This is a genomic window from Reyranella sp. GW821-FHT12G01, assembly GCF_058806575.1.
In genome coordinates this window covers 110584-133793 of sequence record NZ_JBXAPV010000002.1, presented here as the reverse complement: position 1 = coordinate 133793, position 23210 = coordinate 110584, and the positions used below count along the sequence as shown (strand labels likewise).

The 23210-nt window shown below is 66.8% G+C and carries 20 protein-coding genes; 6 read left to right on the top strand and 14 right to left on the bottom strand.

Translation table 11 applies throughout. From position 1 onward, the window contains the following. Positions 1-52: 52 nt before the first annotated feature. Together AC1RP5_RS20155 and AC1RP5_RS20150 are read left to right on the top strand one after the other, a co-directional pair. Entirely contained in the window at positions 53-967 is a 915-nt protein-coding gene (locus AC1RP5_RS20155) for an EipB family protein (RefSeq protein ID WP_493113656.1), read from the top strand. Then, positions 961-1770 (top strand): EipB family protein, encoded by an 810-nt coding sequence (locus AC1RP5_RS20150; protein WP_493113654.1) that lies wholly within the window; start codon positions 961-963, stop codon positions 1768-1770. The genes AC1RP5_RS20155 and AC1RP5_RS20150 overlap by 7 nt, the downstream gene beginning before the upstream one ends. A gap of 124 nt (positions 1771-1894) precedes the next feature. On the opposite strand, the gene AC1RP5_RS20145 is transcribed toward AC1RP5_RS20150, so the two are convergent. Genes AC1RP5_RS20145 through AC1RP5_RS20135 form a run of 3 tightly spaced genes read right to left on the bottom strand, consistent with a single transcriptional unit; the run spans position 1895 to position 4969 of the window. Next, a complete protein-coding gene (locus AC1RP5_RS20145) occupies positions 1895-2800 on the bottom strand; it encodes an ROK family protein (RefSeq protein WP_493113653.1) in 906 nt (301 codons plus the stop codon). Positions 2801-2804: 4 nt separating this feature from the next. Next, positions 2805-3905: a linear amide C-N hydrolase gene (locus tag AC1RP5_RS20140; protein ID WP_493113651.1), complete on the bottom strand. Its 1101-nt coding sequence runs from the start codon at positions 3903-3905 to the stop codon at positions 2805-2807. 38 nt (positions 3906-3943) lie between these two features. Next, a complete protein-coding gene (locus AC1RP5_RS20135; protein ID WP_493113650.1) occupies positions 3944-4969 on the bottom strand; it encodes a patatin-like phospholipase family protein in 1026 nt (341 codons plus the stop codon). Between the two features lie 130 nt (positions 4970-5099). On the opposite strand from AC1RP5_RS20135, the gene AC1RP5_RS20130 reads away from it, so the two are divergent. Beyond that, a complete protein-coding gene (locus tag AC1RP5_RS20130; RefSeq protein WP_493113648.1) occupies positions 5100-6269 on the top strand; it encodes an MFS transporter in 1170 nt (389 codons plus the stop codon). A 67-nt stretch (positions 6270-6336) separates the two neighbouring features. Further along, positions 6337-7068 (top strand): tellurite resistance TerB family protein, encoded by a 732-nt coding sequence (locus AC1RP5_RS20125; protein WP_493113647.1) that lies wholly within the window; start codon positions 6337-6339, stop codon positions 7066-7068. Between the two features lie 19 nt (positions 7069-7087). Here AC1RP5_RS20125 and AC1RP5_RS20120 read toward each other — a convergent pair whose 3' ends face one another. Continuing rightward, positions 7088-8194 carry an LLM class flavin-dependent oxidoreductase gene (locus tag AC1RP5_RS20120; protein ID WP_493113645.1) on the bottom strand — a complete coding sequence of 369 codons (1107 nt, stop codon included), beginning with the start codon at positions 8192-8194 and terminating at the stop codon, positions 7088-7090. Between the two features lie 144 nt (positions 8195-8338). Here AC1RP5_RS20120 and AC1RP5_RS20115 point away from each other — a divergent pair, with 144 nt between their 5' ends. Further along, positions 8339-9913: a bifunctional AfsR/SARP family transcriptional regulator/alpha/beta hydrolase gene (locus AC1RP5_RS20115; RefSeq protein WP_493113644.1), complete on the top strand. Its 1575-nt coding sequence runs from the start codon at positions 8339-8341 to the stop codon at positions 9911-9913. Between the two features lie 12 nt (positions 9914-9925). On the opposite strand, the gene AC1RP5_RS20110 is transcribed toward AC1RP5_RS20115, so the two are convergent. Together AC1RP5_RS20110 and AC1RP5_RS20105 are read right to left on the bottom strand one after the other, a co-directional pair. Then, entirely contained in the window at positions 9926-10498 is a 573-nt protein-coding gene (locus AC1RP5_RS20110; protein WP_493113642.1) for an OsmC family protein, read from the bottom strand. A gap of 41 nt (positions 10499-10539) precedes the next feature. After that, a complete protein-coding gene (locus AC1RP5_RS20105; protein ID WP_493113641.1) occupies positions 10540-11496 on the bottom strand; it encodes a hypothetical protein in 957 nt (318 codons plus the stop codon). A 142-nt stretch (positions 11497-11638) separates the two neighbouring features. Between AC1RP5_RS20105 and AC1RP5_RS20100 the strand changes: the two genes are divergently transcribed. Further along, positions 11639-12205 (top strand): cysteine hydrolase family protein, encoded by a 567-nt coding sequence (locus AC1RP5_RS20100; protein ID WP_493113639.1) that lies wholly within the window; start codon positions 11639-11641, stop codon positions 12203-12205. A gap of 5 nt (positions 12206-12210) precedes the next feature. On the opposite strand, the gene AC1RP5_RS20095 is transcribed toward AC1RP5_RS20100, so the two are convergent. The 8 genes from AC1RP5_RS20095 to dprA all read right to left on the bottom strand — a co-directional run bounded on the left by AC1RP5_RS20095 (position 12211) and on the right by dprA (position 23161). Further along, complete coding sequence (locus tag AC1RP5_RS20095) at positions 12211-13017, bottom strand: transglutaminase-like domain-containing protein (protein ID WP_493113638.1); 807 nt, start codon at positions 13015-13017, stop codon at positions 12211-12213. 145 nt (positions 13018-13162) lie between these two features. Then, positions 13163-14662: an aldehyde dehydrogenase gene (locus tag AC1RP5_RS20090; RefSeq protein WP_493113637.1), complete on the bottom strand. Its 1500-nt coding sequence runs from the start codon at positions 14660-14662 to the stop codon at positions 13163-13165. A 99-nt stretch (positions 14663-14761) separates the two neighbouring features. Further along, a complete protein-coding gene (gene rpmG, locus AC1RP5_RS20085; protein ID WP_020696277.1) occupies positions 14762-14929 on the bottom strand; it encodes a 50S ribosomal protein L33 in 168 nt (55 codons plus the stop codon). Between the two features lie 81 nt (positions 14930-15010). Continuing rightward, positions 15011-16549 (bottom strand): S41 family peptidase, encoded by a 1539-nt coding sequence (locus tag AC1RP5_RS20080; RefSeq protein ID WP_493113635.1) that lies wholly within the window; start codon positions 16547-16549, stop codon positions 15011-15013. Between the two features lie 110 nt (positions 16550-16659). Next, a complete protein-coding gene (locus tag AC1RP5_RS20075; protein WP_493113633.1) occupies positions 16660-17064 on the bottom strand; it encodes a DUF983 domain-containing protein in 405 nt (134 codons plus the stop codon). A 23-nt stretch (positions 17065-17087) separates the two neighbouring features. Beyond that, positions 17088-19361 carry a ribonuclease R gene (gene rnr, locus AC1RP5_RS20070; RefSeq protein WP_493113632.1) on the bottom strand — a complete coding sequence of 758 codons (2274 nt, stop codon included), beginning with the start codon at positions 19359-19361 and terminating at the stop codon, positions 17088-17090. Beyond that, the gene (topA, locus tag AC1RP5_RS20065; RefSeq protein ID WP_493113630.1) at positions 19354-22053 is read right to left on the bottom strand and encodes a type I DNA topoisomerase; all 2700 of its coding nucleotides are present in this window, start codon (positions 22051-22053) and stop codon (positions 19354-19356) included. The genes rnr and topA overlap by 8 nt, the downstream gene beginning before the upstream one ends. 52 nt (positions 22054-22105) lie before the next feature. Next, positions 22106-23161 (bottom strand): DNA-processing protein DprA, encoded by a 1056-nt coding sequence (gene dprA, locus AC1RP5_RS20060; protein ID WP_493113629.1) that lies wholly within the window; start codon positions 23159-23161, stop codon positions 22106-22108. Positions 23162-23210: the final 49 nt, after the last annotated feature.

Here is a 23210-nt window from a genome sequence, read left to right as displayed (position 1 = left end):
TATCCTCCCTGTGCAGCCCTGACGCAGGCGATCATTCTGGTATTCCGCGCGCATGGATATTACGCTTGGCAGCCCGGCTACAAGGCCTAGCCTCTCAAGCCATCGTCAGTTGACCACGCATAGTATTCGCCGTCCTCGCGTCCAAACAGCGGCCCTCATCGCCGCCGTCGGCGCTCTTGTGTTGCTGGGGCTGTGGATAAACGGCGCCGACGCCCAGCAGCAGGATTCGCCGTTGGTGCCTCACCGGGCGACCTACGACATGAAGCTGTCCGTCGCGCGGCCCAACAGCGGGATCGTCGAGGTCGGCGGGCGCATGGTGCTGGAGACCGTCGAGGCCTGCGAGGGCTGGGAGGTCAAGCAGCGCATCAAGCTCAAGTTCCTGCGCAACGACGGCGACGAATTCACCACCGATTCCAGCTTTACGAGCTACGAGACCAAGGACGGGCTGGCGCTGCGCTTCAGCGTCCGCAACATCCAGGACGACGAGGTCGAGGAGGAACTGCGCGGCACGGCCGACCTCGATGCGCCCGGCGGCAAGGGGCGGGCGAGTTTCTCGCTGCCCGAGGCGCGCAGCTTCGAGCTGCCGGCGGGCACGCTGTTTCCGACCACGCATCTCGCGCTGATCCTTCGTCACGCCCGCGACGGCGACAAGTCGGCCTCCTACCTGGTGTTCGACGGCGCCCGCCTCGACGGCGCCTTCCAGGTGAACGCCGTGATCGGCAAGCCGCCGCGGCAGACCGGCTCGCCGGTGGTGCGCGGCGACGTGGCTCTCCTGCGCAACCAACCCGCATGGAGCGTGCGCTTCGCCTTCTTCGCAACCGGTGACCAGGGGGCCCATCCGGAGTACGAATTGGCCCTCGACTTGCTGGGCAATGGTATCGCCCGCTCGATGCTGCTCGACTACGGCGAGTTCGCCGTGGATGCCCGTCTCGTTCAACTCCAAGCCCTGCCGAGGCCTAGATGCTGAATCGCCGCCTGCTGCTCGCGCCCGTTGTCGTTCTTTCCGGTTTCGCCGTCCCCGCGATGGCCCAGGAGATGGCGCCGCACCGTGCCGTCTACGAAGTCGGCTCGATCGAGAACGGCAAGCCGACGGGCGGGACGCCGGGCACCTACGCCTACGAGCTGAAGCAGACCTGCGACGGCTACGTCATCTATCAGCGCCTGCGCCTCGAGGCTGCCGGCCAGCGCTCGGCGGTGGTGAGCGAACAGCAGACCCAGATGACCGAGAGCAAGGACGGCAAGAAGCTGAGCTTCGAGCACCGCTCCGTGTCGGGCGGCAAGCAGACGAGCCTGATCAAGGGCGAGGCCGTCATGTCCGACGACGGCACGGGCCAGGCGCGCTTCACCGATCCGGAGGGCCAGACCGTTTCCCTGCCGGCGGGCACGCTGTTCCCGGTCGCGATCGCCCGCGCCACCATCCGCGCCGCCAAGAACGGCGACAACAGCTTCGACGCGCTGTTCTTCTTCGGTGACAAGGTGAAGCCGCCGCAGCAGGTCAACGCCGTCATCGGCAAGGTGCCGAGGCGCCTCGCCGACGTGAAGATCCCGGAAGGGGCCGAGGAGCTGGTCGACGGCCGCATGCGCATCTACTACCGCGCCGGCTTCTTCGACGCCGAGGCCAAGGGCCAGGGCGAACCCGCCTTCGAGATGAGCAGCATCACGCTCGACAACGGCATCGAACTCTACGGTACCCACGAACAGGGCGAAGGCGGCATCGAATACCGCATCACCCGCCTCGAACCGATCCCCAAGCCCGACTGCAGCAAGTAGGCGCTTCCAGGCTCACTGCCGAACGCCGTCGTCCCGAGCGAAGCGAAGGACCTGACGGGCCGACCAGGGAACTCCGTAGCGAGCGCGAGATCCTTCGCTTCGCTCAGAATGACAAAATCGCGCGTCAGGCCGGCCAGAGCCACGCGGCGCCGCGGACGCCGCTGGAGTCGCCGTGCACGGGCGGGCGCAGCTTGGTCGCGATCTTGTCGCGTTCGGAGAAGATGTAGTCCTTCCAGAGTTCGGGGACGCGCTCGTAGAGCTGCGGGATCTTCGACAGGCCACCGCCCAGGACGATGACGTGCGGGTCGAGCAGGTTGACGACGTTGGCGAGAGAGCGTGCCAGCCGGTCGCAATAGCGTTCGAAGCACTCGGTCGCGACTGCATCTCCTTTCGCGGCAGCCTCCGCGATGTCGGTGGCGCGCAACTCGTGGCCGGCGGCGCGCGCGTACTGTCCCTGGAAGGCCGGTCCGCTCAGCCAGGCTTCGACGCAGCCCTTGCGGCCGCAATAGCATTGCGGGCCGGGGCGCTCGTCGTCGCGCGGCAGGGGCAGGGCGTTATGGCCCCACTCGCCGCTGATCGCCTGCGCGCCGACCAGCGGCTTGCCGTCGATGACGATGCCGCCGCCGACGCCGGTTCCCAGGATCACGCCGAATACGATCTGCGCGCCGGCGCCCGCGCCGTCGGAGGCTTCGGAGACGGCGAAGCAGTTGGCATCGTTGGACAGGCGCACGTCGGCGCGACCGAGCCCGTGCTTCAGGTCGACGTCGAGCGGCCGGCCGTTCAGGCGCGTCGAGTTGGCGTTCTTGACCAGTCCCGTCGCCGGCGAGAGGGCGCCGGGATGGCCGATGCCGATGCGGCAGCGCACGCCGACCTTCGCTTCGAGTTCGCGCACCACGCCGACCACGGCGCCGACCGTGGCCTCGTAACTGTCCTGTGGCGTCGGCACGCGCAGCCGCGCGCGCTCCGTGCCGTCGTCGCCGAGAACGAGTCCTTCGATCTTAGTGCCGCCGAGATCGATGCCGATGCGCATGTGCCTACTTCGGAGTTGCCTGTGAGGGATTGGCCGGCAGGAACTTGAAGGGTTCCGCCGGCTTGAAGGCGCCGGAGACCTCGCCGGAGAAGACCTCGCCGTTCTGGATGGTGAGCTTCTTCACCGGCGCGCCGGGCTTGAGATCGAGCTTGGCGAGCGACACCCAGAAGGTGTTCGGCCGCGTCGCCGAGTCGAAATAATAAATAAGGTTCTTCTGGTCCGAGACCGAGCGCCAGATGGTCGAGGAGATGTTGGGCTCGTTCGGCGTGGCGATGCCCAGCGGCACACTGACGGCGCGCTGCACGCTCATCACGCCGGCTACCGCCTGGAAATCGTAGGACTCGTTCGGCACGCTCTTGATGTAGTGCTTGTCGAGCTTGCGGGGTAACGCGCCCAGCAGGAACGAGGCGCGCACGAAGCGGTCGGCGGCACGCGAGGTGCCGGGCAGGAAGGTCGTGCCGCCGATGCCCTTCCAGTAGTCTTCAAGCGCGAGCTGCTGGTCGTAGACAGGCGAGTTCGTCATCACGGTGTATTGCTTCCCGTGATGGATCACGAGCCGGCCGCCGACATATTCGAAGATCGCCGAGTCGCCGGACGAATCCGAGATCGCGAGATGCAGTGCCGCCGGTGAACCGTCCGGCAGGGCGGGCGCCAGCAGGTTGAACGGCCCGGGCCGGAGGCCTGCCACGGCTTCGGCAACGGTTGCATAGTTGTCGAGCACGAACTGAGGCCAGGCGGCGATGGAGAGATTGGGCTTGCCTTCGACCGGGCTGCCATAGTCGGACTCCGCCAGGTAGAGCATGTTGGCGACGAGGCCTTTTTCGTTCATGCCGTCGGTGCTGCCGACCTCGTAACCCGAGGTGACGACGCTACCGTATTTGGCTGTCCATTCGATCGATTGCGGACCGGCGGCGCCATTGCGCTTGAGGCCGGCAGGGAAGGACCACAGGTTGGAGAACATGTCCTCCTGCCAGTCCATGTTGCGGCCGGTGAGAACGACGTCGTTGGTGCCGACGTAGAGGGTGCGCGTGCAGGCGAGCGCCGATCCCGACAGGAGGACCGCCGAAAGCGCTAGAGCCGTCAATCTGGAGCGCTGCCGCGTCATGATGTTCCCTCCTGTTATTGTTTTGTCATGCGGCAATCTCACAGGAAACGTGCGTGGATGTCGACGCTGTTCTCCTTTCCGACTCTGTCGAACGTGGAAGCCAGCCATTGGGTTGCGGAAGCGCGGCCCGCCTTGAACAGGTGGTCGAGAAACGCCGGCTCGACGTTGAACTTGCTGACGGCGCCGAGCGGCGCCAGCGTCGCGGGATCGCTGATCGAGTGGATCAGCAGCTTCCTGAGGCGCTTGGCGAATTCGCCGGTGAGGGCGCCATTGTCGATCAGTTCCTGCACGAAGGCGACGGCGCGCATCTCTGCCATCAGTGCGCCGCCGAAGGTGATCTCGTTCAGGCGGTCGGCGATCTCTGCATTGGAGCGCGGCACGGCCTCGCGGCCCGGCGGATCGACCTCGATGATCACCACGTCGGCGCTCTCGCTGTTGTAGATGAACGGCCAGATCGGCGGGTTGCCGCGGAAGCCGCCGTCCCAGTAGGGCTCGCCGTCGATCACCACGGCCTCGTGGATGCTGGGAAGGCAGGCCGAGGCCAGCAGCGCGTCGATCGACAATTCCTCGCGCGTGAAGATGCGCACCTTGCCGGTGGCAACGTTGGTCGCCGCGATGAAGGCCTTGATCTGGTGGCAGGCGCGGACGGCGTCCTGGTCGAAATGCTTGGTCAGGAGATCGCGCAACGGATCGAACTTCAACGGATTGCGCTGCCACGGCGTGAGCGTGCGCTGGATCAGGTCCGCCCACAGCGCGCCGGGCGAATCGTCGAGATTCCAGTTGCCCTGCAGGCGGTCGAGCGGCGTGCGCTGGATCGGGCTGGCGATCGACATTTGTCCGAGGTCGCCCCAGAAAGCCGCCAGTGATGCGCGCGCGCCGGCAGGGCCACCCTTGGCCCAGCCCTGCAGGAAGATGGCGGCGTTCATCGCGCCGGCGCTGGTGCCGCTCACCGCTTCGAACTCGAGCCGCCCGTCCTCGATCAGCGCATCGAGCACGCCCCAGGTATAGGCGCCATGGCTGCCGCCACCCTGCAGAGCGAGGTTGATGCGCTTGGTGTCGGTCATGCGTCTATCCTCGCGGTCAATGCAGCGTTAGGGTCATCGTTCTGTAAAAGAAACGGGCGGAGCCGGCGGCATTATGGCGAAGGAGGGAGCAACGGGACCGTGGCGAAAGCGCCCGTCGACAATCCTCTGGATGCTTTCGCTGGGTCAGCTCGTGACCTGGGGCATCGTCTACTACACGTTCCCGCTGTTCGTCGTGCCGATGACGCAGGAACTCGGCTGGACGCGAAGCGCGATGTTCGGCGCTCTCTCGGCGGGGCTCCTCACGGCCGGTCTCTGCTCGATTGCCGTCGGTGCGTGGATCGATCGCGGTCATGGCCGCCTGCTGATGACAGGGGGCTCAGTGCTGGCGGCGGCACTTCTCTTCCTGTGGTCGAGGGTCGATTCGCTGCCGGTGTTCTATGCGCTGTGGATCGGGCTCGGTGCCTGCCAGGCCGTGACGCTCTACGAGCCCGCCTTTGCGGTGATCACGCGCGTCTACGGTCCGCGTTACAAGCAGGCGATCCTGCTGATGACCTTTCTCGGTGGATTGGCCAGCACCTTCGGCATTCCTCTCGCGCAATACCTGATCGAGCAGATCGGATGGCGGCCGGCGCTCGACGTGATGGCCGCGATCATCCTGGCCGTCGCCGTCATGCACTGGCTTATCGTGCCGGGCCCGGCGGAGAAGCCGGTGCCGATCGCCGCGCCGAAACCGGCCGAGGAAGGCGTCGCGAAGAGGAGTCCGCTCGCCACCGCGATCCGGGTGCCGGCGTTCTGGGGACTCGTGGTTGCCTTCGCGGGGTACGGGCTCGCCTTCTCGGCGATGAGCTTTCATCTCATCCCGCTGCTCGACGATCGCGGCGTACAGATGGGGGTGATCATGGCGATCATCGCGCTGATCGGTCCGATGCAGGTCGTGGGCCGCGTGCTCCTGTTGGTCGGGCAGCGCCACATCACCACCATCCAGCTCGGCGCGATCATCTACTTCGCGTTTCCGCTCTCGATGGCCTTCCTCGCGACCGGCATCACCGACGTCTATCCGCTGATCCTGTTCGCCATCGTCTACGGCGTGGCCAACGGCCTTGTTACCATCCTGCGTGGCATGGCAGTCCCTGAGTTCATCGGTCCGGAAGGCTATGGCGTCGTCTCCGGCGCGCTCACCATGCCCACCAATGTCATGCGCGCCGCGGGGCCGCTGATGGCCTCGCTGGCATGGGGATATTTCGGCGGCTACACGCCGGTCCTGTGGGGACTGGCTGCGATCATGCTCATCGCGGCGCTGGGATTTGCCGCCGCGGCATTTCTGTCGAAAAGAGCCTGAACGCCAGCTTTTGCCACAATTGCACATCAACTGAACCGCGTCTTTTGACCAAAGAAGCGGAGGCGTCATGTTGGATGCAAAGCGGTTGTTGGAGCAGTTCATGGGAGGCCAGGGCGACGGCCAAGGCGGCAATCAGCGGGGCGGCGGCGGGTTCCTGAGCGGGGCCGGCGGCGGCGCGCTGGCGGGCGGCCTGGCGGCGCTGCTGCTCGGCAGCAAGACCGGGCGCAAGATCGGCGGCGAGGCGCTGAAGCTGGGCGGCATGGCTGCGGTCGGAGCGCTTGCCTACAAGGCCTACAACGACTGGCAGGCGGGGAAGCAGGCCGCGCCGGCGACGCAGGCGCCCCATCAGGTGCCACAGGCTCCCGTCCCGATGCTGCCGGCGCCCAGCGGCACGCCGTTCAATCCTTCGACCGAGGCCGGCCAGCAGACGCTGGCGCGCCATCTGCTGCGCGCCATGATCGCCGCGGCCAAGGCCGACGGCCATATCGATGCCCAGGAGCAGGCGCGCATCTTCGCCGAGATGGATAAGCTGCCGTTCGGTGCCGACGACAAGGCCTTCGTGATGGACGAGCTGCGCGCCAAGCTCGACGTCGACGCGGTGGCAGGCGCGGCCGCGACGCCGGAGGAAGCGACCGAGATCTATGCCGCCTCGTTGCTGGCGATCGATGTCGATAACGCCGCCGAACGCGGCTACCTCGCGATGCTGGCCGCGCGGCTGAAGCTCGACGACGCGCTGGTGGCGCATCTGCACGGCAGCGTCGCCTCCGCGACCGGCAAGAGCGTGCCGATCGCGGCCTAGCCCGGGGGAAGCGGCGGAGTTACTCCGCCGCCATCCGCGCCATCTTCGGCTTGAGGTGCTGCACCTTCGGCATCACCTCCTTCGACAGAAGCTCGAGCGAATGGCGCCAGGCCTTCGGGTTCTCGACATAGTCGAAGCCGAAGACCAGGAGCTGCCCGAAGCCGCCGACCTCGTCGTAGATCTTCTCGATCTTCTCGACGACCGTCTTCGGCGAGCCGACGATCCAGTTGTGCTTGGCGCAGTATTCCGGCGTCACGTCGGAATCGGCCGCGCTCGGATCGTGCTTCAGGTATTCGAAGAAGCCGAACTGGGCGAGCAGGGGCAGGAAGTATTCCCGCATCATGCGGCCCATGTGCGAGCCGACGGAAAGGCGCATCGCCTCTTCGTCGGTGTCCGCCACGAAGACCTCGCGCACCATGCGCCACTGGCCGCGATCGGGCGTGCGGCCCGACTTGGCCGCGCCCATCTCCACCGACTCCCAGTGGCTCTTCACATAGGCCGGATTAAGATTGAGGCTCATGGGAATGTAGCCCTTCTCGCCGGCGAGCTTCAGCGTGTCGGAGCCCTTGGAGAGGCCGGCAACGCCGATCGGCGGGTGCGGGGCCTGTAGCGGCTTGATGTGCGGCTTCAAGAAGCCGAACATCGTGTCGGGCTTGGTGACGTGCCAGTACTTGCCCTTGTAGTCGAAGGGTTCGGTCGACGACCACAGCTTCAGGATGATGTCGAGCGCCTCGCGCGTCATCTCGCGGTTGGTTCCTGACATGCCGTCGACGTTGAACATCGCCCAGTCGCTCGGCAGGCCCGAGGCGGCGACGCCGAAGTTCAGGCGCCCGCCCGAGATGTGATCGAGCATGGCGACCCGGTTCGCGAGCTCGGCCGGATGGTGATACGGCAGCAGGAAGCCGCCGGGGCCGAGACGGATGTTCTTGGTCTGCATCAGCGCCTGCGCGACCAGCAGGTCGGGCGAGGGGTGAGGCTCCCAGGGTGCGGTGTGATGCTCGCCGATCCAGGCTTCGGTGAAACCCAGCTCGTCGAGCCAGCGGATCACCTGGAGATCCCATTCGTGGCCGTCCTTCAACGACCGCTCGGGGGGATGAGACGGCATGGTGAAATAACCGAACTGCATCGTTTCCTCCTGCTTTGTTTCGAGAAAGTCGACTACCATCCGGGCAGGAGCGCAAGGGAGATCGGTGCATGTCTCGCCGGACAGTGTTGGTGTGGTGCGATGGCCTGAGGCGGCACAACCGGGCACCGCTGCCGTCGGCATGACATGATCGCGATCCGGCTCATGGGCAGTGTCGCGCTCGCACGCGACGGCCACGACATCGCGCTGCCGAAATCGCGCAAGACACGCGCGCTCCTGGCTTATCTGGCGGCGACTGGCCGGCCGCAGCGGCGCGAGCATCTGTGCGAACTCCTGTGGGATGTACCCGACGATCCGCGTGGCGCCCTGCGCTGGAGCCTCAGCAAGCTGCGCGCGCTCGCCGGCGAGGAAGGTGACGCGCTGCTGCGGGCCGATCGCGCGACTGTCGGGCTCGACATGGCCGTCCTGTCGGTCGATCTCGCCGCGGTACGGACAACGGTCGCAAAGGGGATCGATGCTGCATCGACGGAAGCGCTGACTGGCGCGGCGGCTCTGTTTGCCGGGCCGCTCTGCGCCGATCTCGATATGTCAGATTGCCCGGCGTTCCACGCCTGGCTGGTCAATGCGCGCGAGGAGGCGCGCAGCCTGCAGCGTCAGATCCTCGACACGCTGGCCGATCGGCTGGCGGCCACGCCCGAGCGCGCGCTGCCGTTCGTGCGGGCGCGCGTCGGGCTCGACCCGGACAGCGAAGCGGCCTGGGCCCGGCTGGTCGGACTGCTGGTCGAACTGGGCCGGCACGACGAGGCGCACGCGCAACATGCCGCCGCGCTGGGGATGCTGGCGGAAGTCGGTGGCGCCACGCATGTGCTGCATCGCGCGCTGCAGAAGACCGCGACGGCGACCGACCGAACCGGACCCGCGCTTCATCAGGAAATCAGGTTCTGCCGGGCGATGGGCGGCGTCCGCATCGCCTATGCCACGGTGGGCAAGGGGCCGCCGCTGGTGAAGGCGGCGAACTGGCTGAACCATCTGGAATACGATTGGGAGACGCCGATCTGGAGTCACCTTCTGCGCGGCCTGGCGCGTGAGCATACGGTGCTGCGCTACGACGCGCGCGGCAATGGCCTGTCGGATTGGGACGTCGGCGAACTCTCGCTCGAAGCCTGGCTCAGCGATCTCGAGGCGGTGATCGACGCGGCGGGCCTGGAGCGTTTTCCGCTGCTGGGCGTATCGCAGGGCTGCGCGATCTCGATCGCCTATGCCGTCCGTCATCCCGAGCGGGTCAGTCATCTCGTGCTCTATTCAGGCCAAGCCGCCGGCGCCTACGCGCGCAACGAGGATGCGAACGAGATCGAGACGCGCAAGGCGATGTCGACGCTGGTGCGGCTGGGCTGGGGCCAATCCAATCCGGCGTTCCGCCAGCTCTTCACCACGACCTTCATCCCGGGCGCGACCCAGGAGCAGGCGGAGATCTTCAACGAGCTGCAGCGAAGGACCGCCTCGCCGGAGAGCGCGGCACGCTACCTCGAAGCAACGGCGCATCTCGACGTACGACCCTTGCTGGCCCAGGTGCGCGTCCCCACGCTGGTCATGCACACGCGCGGCGACGCGGTCACGTCGATCGAGCAGGGACGGCGGATGGCAGCCGGGATTCCGGGCGCGCAGTTCGTGCCACTGCCGGGCCAGAACCATCTCTTCCTCGAAGGCGAACCGGCGGCCCAGCGCTTCTTCGAAGAGCTGGGCCGCTTTCTCATGTCCTGAGCAGTCACGCCGTCAGTCGACGAACAGCGTCGGCTCCAGGGCGATCGGCCGCGTGATGTTGTGCACGTTGGGCGAGGTCGAAAGCATGGCGGCAAAGATCTCGCGGAACCTGGCCTCGCTGGCCGAACCCTTCACGCGGAAGGTCGTCCGCAGGGAATCGTAGCCGGGCGACACGCCGGCATCGAGGCCGAAGAAGCCACGGAGGTCGATCTCGCCTTCGGTAACGATCTCTAGCTTCTCCAGCGTGATGCCGTTCAGGGCGCAAAGCGCGGTGAAGCCCACCGTCATGCAGGCGTTGAGGGCGGCCAGCAGGTACTCCTGCGGATTGGCGGCGGTGTCGGTGCCTCCGAGTTCATGCGGCTCGTCGACATCGAGAGCAAAGCGGCGCTTCACGGTGGCGCCGCCGATCGCGAAGCCGTCGACGATGGCATGGCTCTTCGTGCCGCCGCGCCAGGCGCTGGACACGCGCCAGCTGGTCATTCCCCTGGCGGGATCGGCCTGCACGGCTCCGATCAGGGCGGTCACGTCCTGCACCGGAATGCCGTTCACGTCGGTGGCCGGCTTCGTCATGGTCTGGGTGGTCATGGTCATTTCTCTTTCGGGATTGTTTGGGCGAGAAGGATGGATCAGGTGAGCGAGGCAAGGGCGGCCATGATCCGGCCGCCCTGGGCGTCGGTGACGAGTTCGCCCAGCACCTTCAGGAAATGGCGGTGCTGAGCGCCCGACAGGATGTATTGCCAGCGATAGGCCTTCAGAACCGAAGCCTCGACCGCGGCACACTGGGAGGCGTCCAGCCGGATCGTCGCGGTCCCGGCGAAGTAGCCGGCATCGGCTTTGGCTTGGGCCTGCAGGATGCCGTCGACCGCGCCGACCAGGGCGATGAACTCGTCGACGGCGGTATCGCGCGCGGCATCGCCACAGACACCATCGATCCGGCGCCATTCGAGCTCGTCGAGCACCGCGTGCTGGCTCTCTTCGCGCCAATGGTACAGCAGGATGTCCTTGAACAGCGGTGACAGACCGTCGTCCGGCGCTACGCTCTCGCGATAGTGGGATTGCGTGAACAGCTCGATGTGCAGCGTCAGTGCCATCACCGCCCAGCTGCTCCTGGCCAACACGGCACGGGCGACGTCATTGGCATCCCACGGAAAGCTGTAGCCTTCCGGCATGGCCTCGCCGGCCATGAGCTCGATGCGGCGGAACAGTTCCTGGTGCTTCAGCTCCTCATCGCCGAAGCGCACCAGCGCCTCGAGCGCGACCTGGTCGCCGAGCCAGTGATCGCGGCTGACCTCCAGGACCTTGGCGCCGATGAAGCGCTCAACCAGGCCGAACATGTTGGCGTAGGTCCGGCCCTGAATCTGGCTCAGCCAGGTCCGGTCGGAGGCTCCGAGGAAGGCGATCTCGTCGACCAGACTGAGCCCGTCGGGCAGGTACTTGTGCATGAGATCGAAGCGGCGGCCGCGAATGACGTCGGTGTCGATGTCCCAGCGCACGCGCCGCGAGGCGGCGATGCATTTGGCATAGGCACTGGGGAAATGGGCCTCGTCGGAAGGTGCCGGCGAGACCAGGGCAAGGGATGCCATTGTCTGTCTCCTGTTGATCCGCTCGGGAGGAGCGGGCGGGCGAAGACATAGTCGGAGGCCGTTTGAGCGACCGTTTGAACGAGCGTGGAAAAGGACGAGGCGGACGCCTACCATCGCGTCCACGGCGCAAATGTGGGGATGTATGGCTGACGACGTTTTGATCCTGATCGACCAGCAGAAGGCCATGGATCACCCCAAGTGGGGCCCCCGCAACAATCCCGGCGCCGAGAACAATATCGCCCGTCTGCTGGCCGACTGGCGCCGTCGCGGGGCGCCGATCGTCCATGTGAAGCACGACGGCACAAAGCCGGAGTCGCCCTTCCGTCCGGGGCAGGAGGGCAACGATTTCCTGCCGCTTACCGCGCCGCTCGCAGGCGAACTGGTGGTAGCCAAGAAGGTGCACAGCGCCTTCATCGGCACCGAACTCGCGGCAGGCCTGCAGGCGATGGCGGGCGGTGGCGGGGAGAAACCGCCGCTGGTGATCTGCGGCGTCCTGCTCGCCAACTCGGTCGAGGCCACGGTGCGGGTGGCCGGCAATCTCGGCTTCAAGGTGCGCCTGCCGGGCGACGCCTGCTGGTCGTGCGACAAGCGCGATCTCACCGGCAGGCTATGGCCGGCGGAGGACGTGCATCAACTTACGCTTGCGCTGCTGGACGGCGAGTATGCCGAAGTCACGACAACGGATGAGATCCTTGCTGGTGCGCGGTAAGGCGATCAGGACATTTCGTCCGTGAAGACCTGGAAGCTGACTAGCGTGTTGGGCCCGAACGTGTGGGTGATCGGTACATCGGCGGCGTCGCGGCCACGGCCGATCAGGACACGACCGATGCGCGGCGTGTTGTTGCGCGGGTCGAACGTGTACCAGCGGCCCCCGAGATAGGCTTCGAACCAGCCGGCGAAATCCATCGGAGCATCGACCGGCGGTATCCCGATATCGCCTAGATATCCGGTGCAATAGCGCGCCGGGATGTTCATGCAGCGGCAGAAGGCGATGGCGAGATGGGCATAGTCCCGGCATACCCCGTTGCCTTCGTTGAAAGCCTCCCAGGCCGTCTTTGTGGGGCGGGCGAATTCGTAGCCGAACGTGATGTGATTGTGGACGTAGTCGCAGATTGCCTGGACGCGCGGCCAGCCTGCCGGACTGTTGCCGAACAGAGTCCACGCGATCTCGGACAGGCGATCGGTCTCGCAATAGCGACTGCCGAGCAGATAGACGATCGCGTCATCCGGCAGATCCTCGATCGCATGTTGCTTCGCGGACGGGACGACTTCGTCCGGCCGGCCTGAATCCCGCACGATGCCGCGGCCGCGCAGTCGCATGCGCCCGGCGGGTGCGACGAGGCGGCTGCACCAGTTCCCGAAACCGTCATAGTAGCGCGTGACGGGGACGGCGGGCTCGGTGGTCAGGTAGTCAGGCTCAATGACGTCCGGCGCGCGCGTATGGTGGGCCCCCAGTGTCATGATCATCGGGGTTGGCTGCGGAAAGTCGTAGACGATCTCGTAGCCGATACGGATCTTCATCCGGATGCTCCTCAAAGCGGGTGCCGAGCCGGGATCGCGCGCGACCGCCACCGTAACGATACAGCCGTTCCGAAGTTGCCGTTGCTGTAGGGCAAAGAAAAAGGCGGCCCGCGGGCCGCCTTGTCCTTGTTCGCTTCGAAACAGATCAGCCGAGCTGGATCCAGGTCGTCTTCATCTGCGTGAACTTGTCGAAGGCGTGCAGCGACTTGTCACGGCCGTTGCCCGACTGCTTGTAGCCGCCGAACGGCGTGGTGATGTCGCCGCCGTCGTAGGTGTTCACCCACACCGAGCCGGCGCGCAGCGTCTTGGCGAACTTGAAGGCCTTGTTGATGTCGGCGGTGAAGATCGCCGAGGCGAGGCCGTAGATCGTGTCGTTGGCGACGGTGAGGGCCTGCTCCGCATCCTTGACCGGGATGACCGAGAGGACCGGTCCGAAGATCTCTTCCTGGGCGATCTTCATCTTGTTGTCGACGTTGTCGAACACGGTCGGCTCGATGAACGAGCCGGCATTGTCGATGTGCACCTGCTTGCCGCCCATGGCGAGCTTGGCGCCTTCCTTCTGGCCGGCGTCGATGTAGCCCATGACGCGCTTGGTCTGGGTCTCGTCGACCATGGCGCCCATCTGGGTCTTCGGGTCGAGCGGGTCGCCCGGCATCATCTTCTGGCCGATCGCCATGACCTTGGCGAGGAACTCGTCCTTGATCTTGTCCTCGACGATCAGGCGCGAGCCGGCGGTGCAGACCTCGCCCTGGTTGAACCAGATGCCGAACGCGGTGCGGCGGGCGGCGATGTCGAGGTTCGGGGCGTCGGCCAGCACGATGTTCGGCGACTTGCCGCCGCACTCGAGCCAGACCTGCTTCATGTTGGATTCGCCGGAATAGCGGAGGAAGTACTTGCCGACCTCGGTCGAGCCGGTGAAGGCCAGCACGTCCACGTCCATGTGACGGCCGAGCGCCTGGCCGGCGGTCTCGCCGAAGCCCGGCAGCACGTTGAACACGCCCTCGGGGATACCGGCCTCCGCCGCCAGTTCGGCGAGGCGCAGCGCGGTGAGGGGAGACTGCTCGGCCGGCTTCAGGATCACCGAGTTACCGGCGGCCAGGGCGGGCGAGATCTTCCAGCAGGCCATCAGCAGGGGGAAGTTCCACGGCACGACGCAGGCGACGACGCCGGCGGGTTCGCGGGTGATCATGGCGATGACGTTGCCCGCGGTCGGGGCGACTTCGTCATAGATCTTGTCGATGGCTTCGCCGAACCACTGCACGGTGTTGGCCGAGCCCGGGATGTCGACGGTGGTCGAGAAGGCGATCGGCTTGCCCATGTCGAGCGTCTCGAGCAGGGCCAGTTCCTCGCGGTTCTTCATCATGAGGTCAGCGAGCTTCAGCATGATGCGCTTGCGCTGGGCCGGGGCCATGTTCGCCCAGGTGCCCTTCTCGAAGGCGGCGCGCGCGGCCTTCACGGCGGCGTCGACGTCGGCCTGCTCGCAGGCGGCGACCTTGGTCAGCACCTGGCCGGTCGCGGGATTGACGCAGTCGAAGGTCTTGCCGGTCTGGGAGGGGACGAACTTGCCGCCGATGAAGGCCTGGTTCCGGTAGCTCAGACCGCCGATGCGGCCTTTCCAGTCGTCGCGCGAAAGCTGGGCGCTCATGTCGTTGTCTCCTCCTTGTTGGATCGGGCCGGACCCTAGCCCACGAAAAAGCCGCCCGGAAGGGCGGCTTGGTCGTCGAACCTGCAGAGCGGCAGGCTGTTACTTGATCTTGGATTCCTTGAACACGACGTGCTTGCGAGCGACCGGGTCGTACTTCTTGAGTTCGAGCTTCTCGGTCTTCGTGCGCGGGTTCTTCTTCGTCACGTAGAAGAAGCCGGTGTCGGCGCTGGAGATCATCTTGATCAGGATCGAGGTCGGCTTGGCCATGGCAATTGTCCTTAAGCCCCGGGGGGCGAATTCGCAGAGGCGGGCAAAGTAGTCAGCACGGCTGTCATGTCAACCCCCGAGCTAGGGGCGGGCAGCGGCCTGGTAGGTCGCCGATTGCACGGCATGGGCATAAAGCGCCCGGTCGCGGATCAGGCGGACGGCGAGGTCGACATCGGCTTCCGGCGCGGATTCGCCCGGCGGGCAGATCTTGCGCAGGTCCGCGACTTCCTGCGAGGTCGGATTGCGCAGCGCATGCCAGCGCATCAGCTGGCCCTGGTTCGAATCGACCGACGCGGTACCGAGCTTGCTCGCGTCACCCACCTTGGAGGTGCAGATGTTGGGCAGCACGCCCAGCTCGTTCCAGGTGTAGCCGGACGGCGCCTGCAGGCGCGACCAGGTCAGGATCAGTTCGCCCTCGTTGGCGAGGCGTACAACGGTCTGGACGGTGCCCTTGCCGTAGCTGGTCGTGCCGACCACGACGGCGCGGCCGCGATCCTGAAGCGCCGCCGCCACGATCTCGGCCGCCGAGGCCGAGCCGCCGTTCATCAGCACGACGATCGGGAGCTGCGAGCCGTTGGCGCGGCTGTTGGAGCTGCGGTAGGTGCGCTTGCTGTCGGGATGGCGGCCGTTGGTCGAGAAGATCGTGCCGTCGGCGATGAACACTTCCGAGACCGTCTGCGCCTGGTCGAGCAGACCGCCGCGGTTGGAGCGCATGTCGATGATGACGCCGGCGAGGTCCTTGCCGATATCGGCCTTGGCCTTGTCGAGGGCAGCGCGGAGATTGTCGGTCGTCGCGGTGTTGAAGCCGGTCAGGTGGATCAGGGCCACGTCGCCGCGGCGCTCGTAGACGACCGTGGTCGGGACGATCCGGCCGCGCTTCATCGGCAGGGTGAGTTCTGCGCCCTGGGAGGCGCGGAGCACGGTCATGGTGACCGGCGCGCCGACCGCGCCGCGCAGCTTGGCCACCACGTCGGACAGCGGGCGGTCGATCATCGAATCGCCGTCGATCGACAGGATCTGGTCGCCGATCTGGACGCCGGCCTTGGCGGCGGGCGAACCCTCCTGCACGGCGCGGATCAGGATCTTCTTCTCGTCGGTGCGTTCGACCGTGATGCCGATGCCGCCGCCGCCGTCGCGCTGGAAGCGGTTGTCCCGGGCTTCGTCGGGGTCGGCATAGCGGCTGTTGCGGTCGAGCTGCTTGGTGGTGGCGGTCATCGCCTGGCGGATGAGGGCCTGGCGATCGGCCTGCTGCAGAGCAGGTGAAGCGTCGATCGAGCTCGTCATCAGCTCGACGAGGGTGGTTCCCCAGGCGCGACCGTCGGTGGTGTCGGACGGGGCCGGGCGGATGATGATGTCCTTGCCGTCGCGCTTCACGGCCAGGGTGCTGTCGCTGGCCTCGAGCACAAGGGTGGAATCGCTGCTGGCGAAGCCGCGATAGGCCTCGACCGACAGGTTACGGAAATTGGGTTCGTAGAGGTGGCGGTCGCCGATCGCCCGGTAGGCCTGGAGGACGACCCTTTCGATGCCGACATCTGCGGCAGCGGCCGAACTACGGCCATCGGCCTGGTTGTCCGGGGTTTCGGGCGACGTGGCGCAGGACACCACGAGGCACGCGGCCACGAGCGAAACGGCCGCGCGCGGCAGCATCAAGCGAAGAAAAGGGAACTGAGGCAATTCCATACCCGTCGGCAACCACAGTAGCACAGGCCGTCGGCGGGCGGCCACGTCGATCAGGCTGAGGGGTCGAGGCTCTCGCTCGCAGCCTTGGGAGCACCCATTTTCTGGGCCCAAAGCAGCGCAATTACGGCGCCTTTTATTCGAGGCAGGAGATAAAGGGCAAGTGCGACAGAGAGTGGCAGCCACAGCAGGGCGTGCACCCACAGGGGCGGTTCGGTGCCCCAGCGCTCGACCAGGAGCAGCAGAGGCACCACGATGTGGCCGACGATGAAGATGGTGAAATAAGCGGGGGCGTCGTCGGCGCGATAGGGCTCGAGCGCCAGATCGCAGACCTCGCAATGGCCCTTCATCTTCAGGTAGGAGCTGAACAGCCGACCCTGGTTGCAGCGCGGGCAGCGGCCGTGCCAGCCCCGCATCAGGGCAGTCCAGAAATCGACAGGAGCGTGCTCGCCATCCATGGATGGCAAGATGGGCCCGGCACCTACTTACGTCGGCGTGACCCTTTGTCCCGTGGCGGGCCGCGATGCGCGACCGGACGACGCGGCGGTCCGTTGCCGTCTCGGCCATGTGGCGAACGAAAGCTCCGGGGCGCGGCCTGGCGCTCGACCCGCTCGATCACGTCGACGATCTCGAACAGCAGCCCGCCGGTGGCGGTGTCGGCTTCGACCAGCTTGATCTGCAGCCGGTCGCCGAGCCCGAAGGTCTCGCCGGTGCGCTCGCCGATCAGCACCTGCCGTCCCTCGTCATGGCGGAAGAATTCCTGCCCGAGCGAGCGGACGGGGATCAACCCATCGGCGCCGGTGCCTTCGAGCGTGGCGAACAGGCCGAAGCGGGTCACGCCATTCACGCGGCCGGGGAAGGTGGCGCCGACATGGCCGGCCATGAAGGCGGCGACGTAGCGGTCCATGGCGCCGCGTTCGGCGGCGACGGCGCGACGCTCGCACATGGAGAGATGCTCGCCGAACTCGGTGAAGCGGCCCTTGTCGTCGGCGACGAGCCCGCCTTCGCCCAGCCCATAGGCCGCGATCAGTGCGCGATGCACGATCAGGTCAGGGAAGCGGCGGATCGGCGAAGTGAAGTGGGCGTAACGCGCCAGCGCGAGGCCGAAATGGCCGAGATTGTCCGGACTGTAGATGGCCTGGCTCTGGCTGCGCAGCACCGTCTGGCTGACGAGCTGGGAGACAGGCTTGTCGGCGACGTCGTGCAGGATGCGGTTGAGGTCAGCCGGGCGCAGCCGCTGGCCGGTCGGCACCTTGAGGCCGAGGGTGCCGAGGAATTCGCGCAGCGCCTCGAGCTTGGCGAGGTCGGGCTGGTCGTGGACACGATAGAGGCAGGCGGCGTGGCGCTGCTCCAGCGCCTGGGCGGCCGCCACATTGGCCAGCACCATGAATTCCTCGATCAGCTTGTGGCTGTCGAGGCGTTCGCGCACGCCGATCGTGGCGATGTGGCCGTCCTTGCCCAGGGTCACCTGCCGTTCCGGCAGGTCGAGGTCGAGCGCACCACGTGCTTCGCGGGCCGCCAGCAAGACGCGGTAGGCGCCGTAGAGCGGCTTCACCACGCCGTCCATCAGCGGCTCGATCTCGGCGTCAGGCGTGCCGTTCATGGCGCGCTGCACCCGGTTGTAGGTGAGGCGCGCGGCCGAGCGCATCATCGCGCGGTGGAACTTGTGGTGCTTGAGATGGCCCTCGGCGTCGATCCACATCTCCGCGACCAGCACCGGGCGATCCTCGTGCGGGACCAGCGAGCACCAGTGGTTGGAGAGCTGCTCGGGCAGCATCGGCACGACGCGGTCGGGAAAATAGACCGAGGTGCCGCGACGGTAGGCGGCGCGGTCGAGCGGCCGGTCGTGGCGCACGTACCAGGCGACGTCGGCGATGGCGACGAGGATGCGCCAGCCGCCGGGATGATCTGCATCGGGCTCGGCGAACACCGCATCGTCGAAGTCGCGGGCGTCCTCGCCGTCGATCGTGACCAGCGGCACGCCGCGCAGGTCGAGCCGCTGGCCCATCGGCGCGGCCTTGGCCTTGTCGGCTTCCTCGATCGCAGCTTCGGGGAAATCCACGGGAATGTCGTTGGCGGCGATCGAGATCAGGCTGACGGTGCGCGGATCGCTCATCGGCCCGATGCGCTCGACGATTCGGGCGCGGCGGGCGAGGGCGCCGCCGATTTCCTCGATCCAGACGATGTCGCCCGGCAGCGCGCCGTTCTTGTCGGTCGGGCGCACGTCGAACTCGCGACGCAGCTTGCGGTCCGTCGGGGTCACCATGCCGAGGCCATGGCGGCCGGGCGGCTCCTCGTAGAGGCCGAGTATCTTCTTCGGCCCGCTGCCAAGGCGGCGGACAATCTTCGCCTCATAGCCCTTGCCGCGACGCTTCAGGCTGGCCAGCACACGATCGCCGACCGCCGGGGCGGGCACGTTGCGCGAAGCCGGAGCCACGACTTCGATACGAGGCGGCGGGCCGTCCTTGTCGTCGTCGTGGCGGCGCGGCACGGCGAGCAGATGGCCGTCGCCATCGACCGACACGATCTCGAGCACGGCCATGTCGCTGAGCGACTCCGGGTGGCGGAAGGTCTTGGCGCGGTCCGGCGTGATCTCGCCGCTGTCGCGCAGGTCGCGCAGCATTTCCTTGAGCTGGATCCGCTGGTCGCCCTTCAGCCCGTAGGCGCGGGCGATCTCGCGCTTGCCGACAGGCGTTTCGCTGTCGCGGATGAAGGCCAGCAATTCGTCGCGGGTCGGGACTTCGCCCTTAGCCATCGGTACCCGTACGGGGTGGCGGCTCGTCCGTCTTGGCCTTGGCAGCCTTCTTCTTCGCGGCAGGCTTCTTCTTGGCGGCGGCCTTCTTCGCCTTGGGCTTGGCGCCGGCGTCGTTGGCGGCTGCGGGCGCGGCCTTCTTGGCCTTGGCAGCCTTCGGCTTCTTGCCCCCGCCCTTGGCGGCGCGTTCGGCCAGCAGGGAGATCGCCTGGTCGAGCGTCAGCTCCTCCGGCTTGATGTCGCGCGGGACCGTGGCGTTGATGCCGCCATGCTTCACGTAGGGCCCGTAGCGGCCGTCGTAGAGTTCGACCGGAGCTTCGTCGCTCGGATGATTGCCGATGCTGCGGATCGGCTTGGCGGCGGCGCGCCCGCGCGGGTTCTTGGCTTCCGCGAGCAGCGCCACGGCACGGTTCATGCCGATGTCGAGCACGCTCTCGTCGGACGGGATCGATTTGTACTTGGGGCCGTGCTTCACGTAGGGCCCGAAGCGGCCGACGCCGGCCAGGATGACTTCGCCATCCTCGGGGTGCGGTCCCAGCTCGCGCGGCAGCGCCAGCAGCGCCAGCGCCTTTTCGAGCGTCAGGTCGGCCGGCGTCATGTCGCGCAACAGCGACTGCCGCTTGGGCTTCTCCTTGCCCTCGGGTTCGCCAAGCTGGACGTAAAGACCGTAGGGACCCTTGCGCAGGGTGACCTGCTTGCCGGTGACCGGATCGATGCCGAGGATCTTCGGCCCGTCGAGATTCTCGCCGCTGGCGGCATCGGCGTCGGCATCGACGATGCCGAGCTTCCGCGTGAAGCGGCATTCCGGATAGTTCGAGCAGCCGATGAAGGCGCCGAACTTGCCGAGCTTCAGGCCGAGGCGGCCATTGGCGCAGGACGGACAGTCGCGCGGGCTCTTGCCGCCATTGTCGTTGGCCGGGAAGAAGTGGGGGCCAAGCTCCTCGTCGAGCTTGTCGAGCACTTCCTTGACGCGCAGATCCTTCGTCTCGCCGACGGCGGCCGAGAAGGCCTTCCAGAACTCGCGCAGCACCTCGTGCCAGTCGATCTTGCCGCTGGAAATATCGTCGAGCTCTTCCTCGAGATGGGCGGTGAAGCTGTATTCGACGTAGCGCGGGAAATAGGTCTGAAGGAACGCCGTGACGATGCGGCCGCGATCCTCGGGAATGAAGCGCTTGCGGTCGATGCGCACGTAATTGCGGCGCTGCAGCACCTCGATGATGCTGGCGTAGGTCGAGGGACGGCCGATGCCGAGTTCCTCGAGCTTCTTGACGAGGCTAGCTTCCGAATAGCGCGGCGGCGGCTCGGTGAAGTGCTGCTCCGGCACGACCTCGCGCCGCTCCATCGCCTCGCCCTCGCTGACGTCGGGCAGGATGTTGCCGGTCTCGTCGTCGTCGGACTTGTCGTCCTGGCCTTCGTCGTAGAGCGTGAGGAAACCGTTGAACTTCACGACCGAGCCGGTGGCGCGAAGCTGGACGGTCTTGTCGCCGCTGGCGATGTCGACCGTCACCTGGTCCAGCACGGCGCTTTCCATCTGGCTGGCGACGGTGCGCTTCCAGATCAGCTCGTAGAGGCCGAGCTGGTCCTTGTCCAAATACTGCGCGACGTCCTGCGGCGTGCGGAAGAGATCCGTCGGGCGAACCGCCTCGTGCGCCTCCTGGGCGTTCTTGGCCTTCGACGTGTAGACGCGCGGGTTGGCCGGCACATAGTCGGCGCCGTACTTCGTCTCGATCAGGCGGCGGGTCTGGCCGATCGCCTCGGGCGCGAGCTGGACGCCGTCGGTACGCATGTAGGTGATGAGGCCGACCGTCTCGCCGCCGATATCGACACCTTCATACAGGCGCTGGGCGACACGCATGGCGGTGGCGGCGCTGAGGCCGAGCTTTCGCGAGGCTTCCTGCTGAAGGGTCGAGGTGATGAACGGCGGCGGCGGGTTGCGGCGGACCTGCCGGCGGTCGACCGAGGAGACGGCGAAGGCGCGGCGCTCGATCTCGCGCTTGGCCTGCTCGGCGCGCTCCTGCGTGTCGAGGTCGAACTTCTCGAGCTTGCGGCCGTCGAGATGGGTGAGGCGGGCCTTCAGCACCTGCTTCTTGGCGGTGCCGAAATGGGCGTCGACCGTCCAGTATTCGCGGCTCTTGAAGACCTCGATCTCGGACTCGCGCTCGCAGATCAGGCGCAGCGCCACCGATTGGACGCGGCCGGCCGAGCGGCTGCCCGGCAGCTTGCGCCACAGGACGGGAGAGAGATTGAAGCCCACCAGATAATCGAGGGCGCGGCGCGCCAGGTAGGCGTCGATCAGCGGCTGGTCGAGGTCGCGCGGATGCGCGACGGCGTCGAGGACCGACTGCTTGGTGATGGAATTGAACGTGACACGCTTCACGTCGACGCCGACCAGCGCTTTCTTGTGCTGGAGGATGTCGAGCACGTGCCAGGAGATGGCCTCGCCTTCGCGATCCGGGTCGGTGGCGAGGTAGAGCTTGCCGCCCTTGCTGACCGCCTGGGCGATCGCGTCGATGCGCTTCTGCGACTGCGCGTCGACTTCCCAGTCCATTGCGAAGTCTTCGTCCGGCCGGACCGAGCCATCCTTGGGTGGAAGGTCACGGACATGACCGTACGAGGCCAGCACGGTGTAGCCGGGGCCCAGATACTTCCCAATGGTCTTTGCCTTGGCCGGGGACTCGACGACCAGTACGTCCATCGCCGGATCATGCTCCAGTTTCAACATTAACAACCGGAGCTAAATCACTGAATTAAATCAGAGATACGCGGTTACCCCGGTGCCTCTCCAGGCGGCCCTCCAGCTCGAGAGCCAGGAGGACCTCCGCTACGGAGGCGGCGGACACTTGGCATCGGCGTACCAGTTCGTCAACCGCAGTGGGTGCGGCGCCCAGTGCCTGCACGACCCGTGCGGTGGTCTTGTCAGGTGAAATTTGGGCTGATTCTTCAACGGTTTGGAGCGCCGCTGCCGGCCTGTCCAGCACACCTATAATATCGTTCGCGTCACGGGCCAGAATGGCCCCATCCCGGATGAGGCTATTGGATCCAGCATAGCGCGGGTCGATCGGCGAGCCCGGGACGACGAAGACCTCGCGGCCCTGTTCCGCCGCGCGCTGCGCGGTGATCAGGGAGCCCGATCTGGTGGCCGCCTCGATGACCACGACGCCAGACGACAGGCCGCTGACGATGCGGTTGCGCCGCGGGAAGGCCCGGGCGACGGGCGGCGCGCCGAGGGGCACCTCGCTCAGGATCAGGCCGTGGCGCGCGATCTCCTCCTGCAGGGAGGCGTTCTGCGGCGGGTAGACCTGGTCGACGCCGCAGGCCAGCACGGCGACCGTCCCGGTGGGCAACGCCGCCCGGTGGGCCTCCGTGTCGATGCCGCGGGCCAGGCCCGAGGCGATCACGAAGCCCGCCGAGCCCAAAGTTGTGGCGAAATCCGCGGCGATGCGGCGGCCGGCCAGCGAAGCCTCCCGCGCGCCCACGATGGCGATCGTCGGCCGGCCGAGCAGGGCGGGATCGCCAAGGGCGGAGAGAACCGGCGGCGCATCGGGCAAGGCGGCCAGCGCGGCCGGGTAGAGCGGATCGCCGATCACGAGGAACCGCCCGCCGAGAGCTTTTAAGGCTGCTTCCTCGCGCTCGATCGCGGCGTCGGAGACCGTCCCCAGCCTCACGCAGGCGGCCCGGGCCGATCCGCATTCGGCCAGCGCCTCGTGGAAGGTGACGGGGCCGACCCGCGCGCTGCGCGCCAGTCTCAGCCGGGCGCGCCGCTCCGGGGGCGAGAGATCGATATCGTGCGGTCCATCGAACATGGGCCCGACACTAGGAGAGCATTAAAAGGTTGTAAAACAACTATGGGTG

What these genes read in the sequence shown, in the direction of transcription:
- AC1RP5_RS20155 (WP_493113656.1), top strand. Translation starts at nt 53, where the DNA reads ATGGATATTACGCTTGGCAGCCCGGCTACAAGGCCTAGCCTCTCAAGC.
- AC1RP5_RS20150 (WP_493113654.1), top strand. Translation starts at nt 961, where the DNA reads ATGCTGAATCGCCGCCTGCTGCTCGCGCCCGTTGTCGTTCTTTCCGGT.
- AC1RP5_RS20145 (WP_493113653.1), bottom strand. Translation starts at nt 2,800, where the DNA reads ATGCGCATCGGCATCGATCTCGGCGGCACTAAGATCGAAGGACTCGTT.
- AC1RP5_RS20140 (WP_493113651.1), bottom strand. Translation starts at nt 3,905, where the DNA reads ATGACGCGGCAGCGCTCCAGATTGACGGCTCTAGCGCTTTCGGCGGTC.
- AC1RP5_RS20135 (WP_493113650.1), bottom strand. Translation starts at nt 4,969, where the DNA reads ATGACCGACACCAAGCGCATCAACCTCGCTCTGCAGGGTGGCGGCAGC.
- AC1RP5_RS20130 (WP_493113648.1), top strand. Translation starts at nt 5,100, where the DNA reads ATGCTTTCGCTGGGTCAGCTCGTGACCTGGGGCATCGTCTACTACACG.
- AC1RP5_RS20125 (WP_493113647.1), top strand. Translation starts at nt 6,337, where the DNA reads ATGTTGGATGCAAAGCGGTTGTTGGAGCAGTTCATGGGAGGCCAGGGC.
- AC1RP5_RS20120 (WP_493113645.1), bottom strand. Translation starts at nt 8,194, where the DNA reads ATGCAGTTCGGTTATTTCACCATGCCGTCTCATCCCCCCGAGCGGTCG.
- AC1RP5_RS20115 (WP_493113644.1), top strand. Translation starts at nt 8,339, where the DNA reads ATGATCGCGATCCGGCTCATGGGCAGTGTCGCGCTCGCACGCGACGGC.
- AC1RP5_RS20110 (WP_493113642.1), bottom strand. Translation starts at nt 10,498, where the DNA reads ATGACCACCCAGACCATGACGAAGCCGGCCACCGACGTGAACGGCATT.
- AC1RP5_RS20105 (WP_493113641.1), bottom strand. Translation starts at nt 11,496, where the DNA reads ATGGCATCCCTTGCCCTGGTCTCGCCGGCACCTTCCGACGAGGCCCAT.
- AC1RP5_RS20100 (WP_493113639.1), top strand. Translation starts at nt 11,639, where the DNA reads ATGGCTGACGACGTTTTGATCCTGATCGACCAGCAGAAGGCCATGGAT.
- AC1RP5_RS20095 (WP_493113638.1), bottom strand. Translation starts at nt 13,017, where the DNA reads ATGAAGATCCGTATCGGCTACGAGATCGTCTACGACTTTCCGCAGCCA.
- AC1RP5_RS20090 (WP_493113637.1), bottom strand. Translation starts at nt 14,662, where the DNA reads ATGAGCGCCCAGCTTTCGCGCGACGACTGGAAAGGCCGCATCGGCGGT.
- rpmG (WP_020696277.1), bottom strand. Translation starts at nt 14,929, where the DNA reads ATGGCCAAGCCGACCTCGATCCTGATCAAGATGATCTCCAGCGCCGAC.
- AC1RP5_RS20075 (WP_493113633.1), bottom strand. Translation starts at nt 17,064, where the DNA reads ATGGATGGCGAGCACGCTCCTGTCGATTTCTGGACTGCCCTGATGCGG.
- rnr (WP_493113632.1), bottom strand. Translation starts at nt 19,361, where the DNA reads ATGGCTAAGGGCGAAGTCCCGACCCGCGACGAATTGCTGGCCTTCATC.
- topA (WP_493113630.1), bottom strand. Translation starts at nt 22,053, where the DNA reads ATGGACGTACTGGTCGTCGAGTCCCCGGCCAAGGCAAAGACCATTGGG.
- dprA (WP_493113629.1), bottom strand. Translation starts at nt 23,161, where the DNA reads ATGTTCGATGGACCGCACGATATCGATCTCTCGCCCCCGGAGCGGCGC.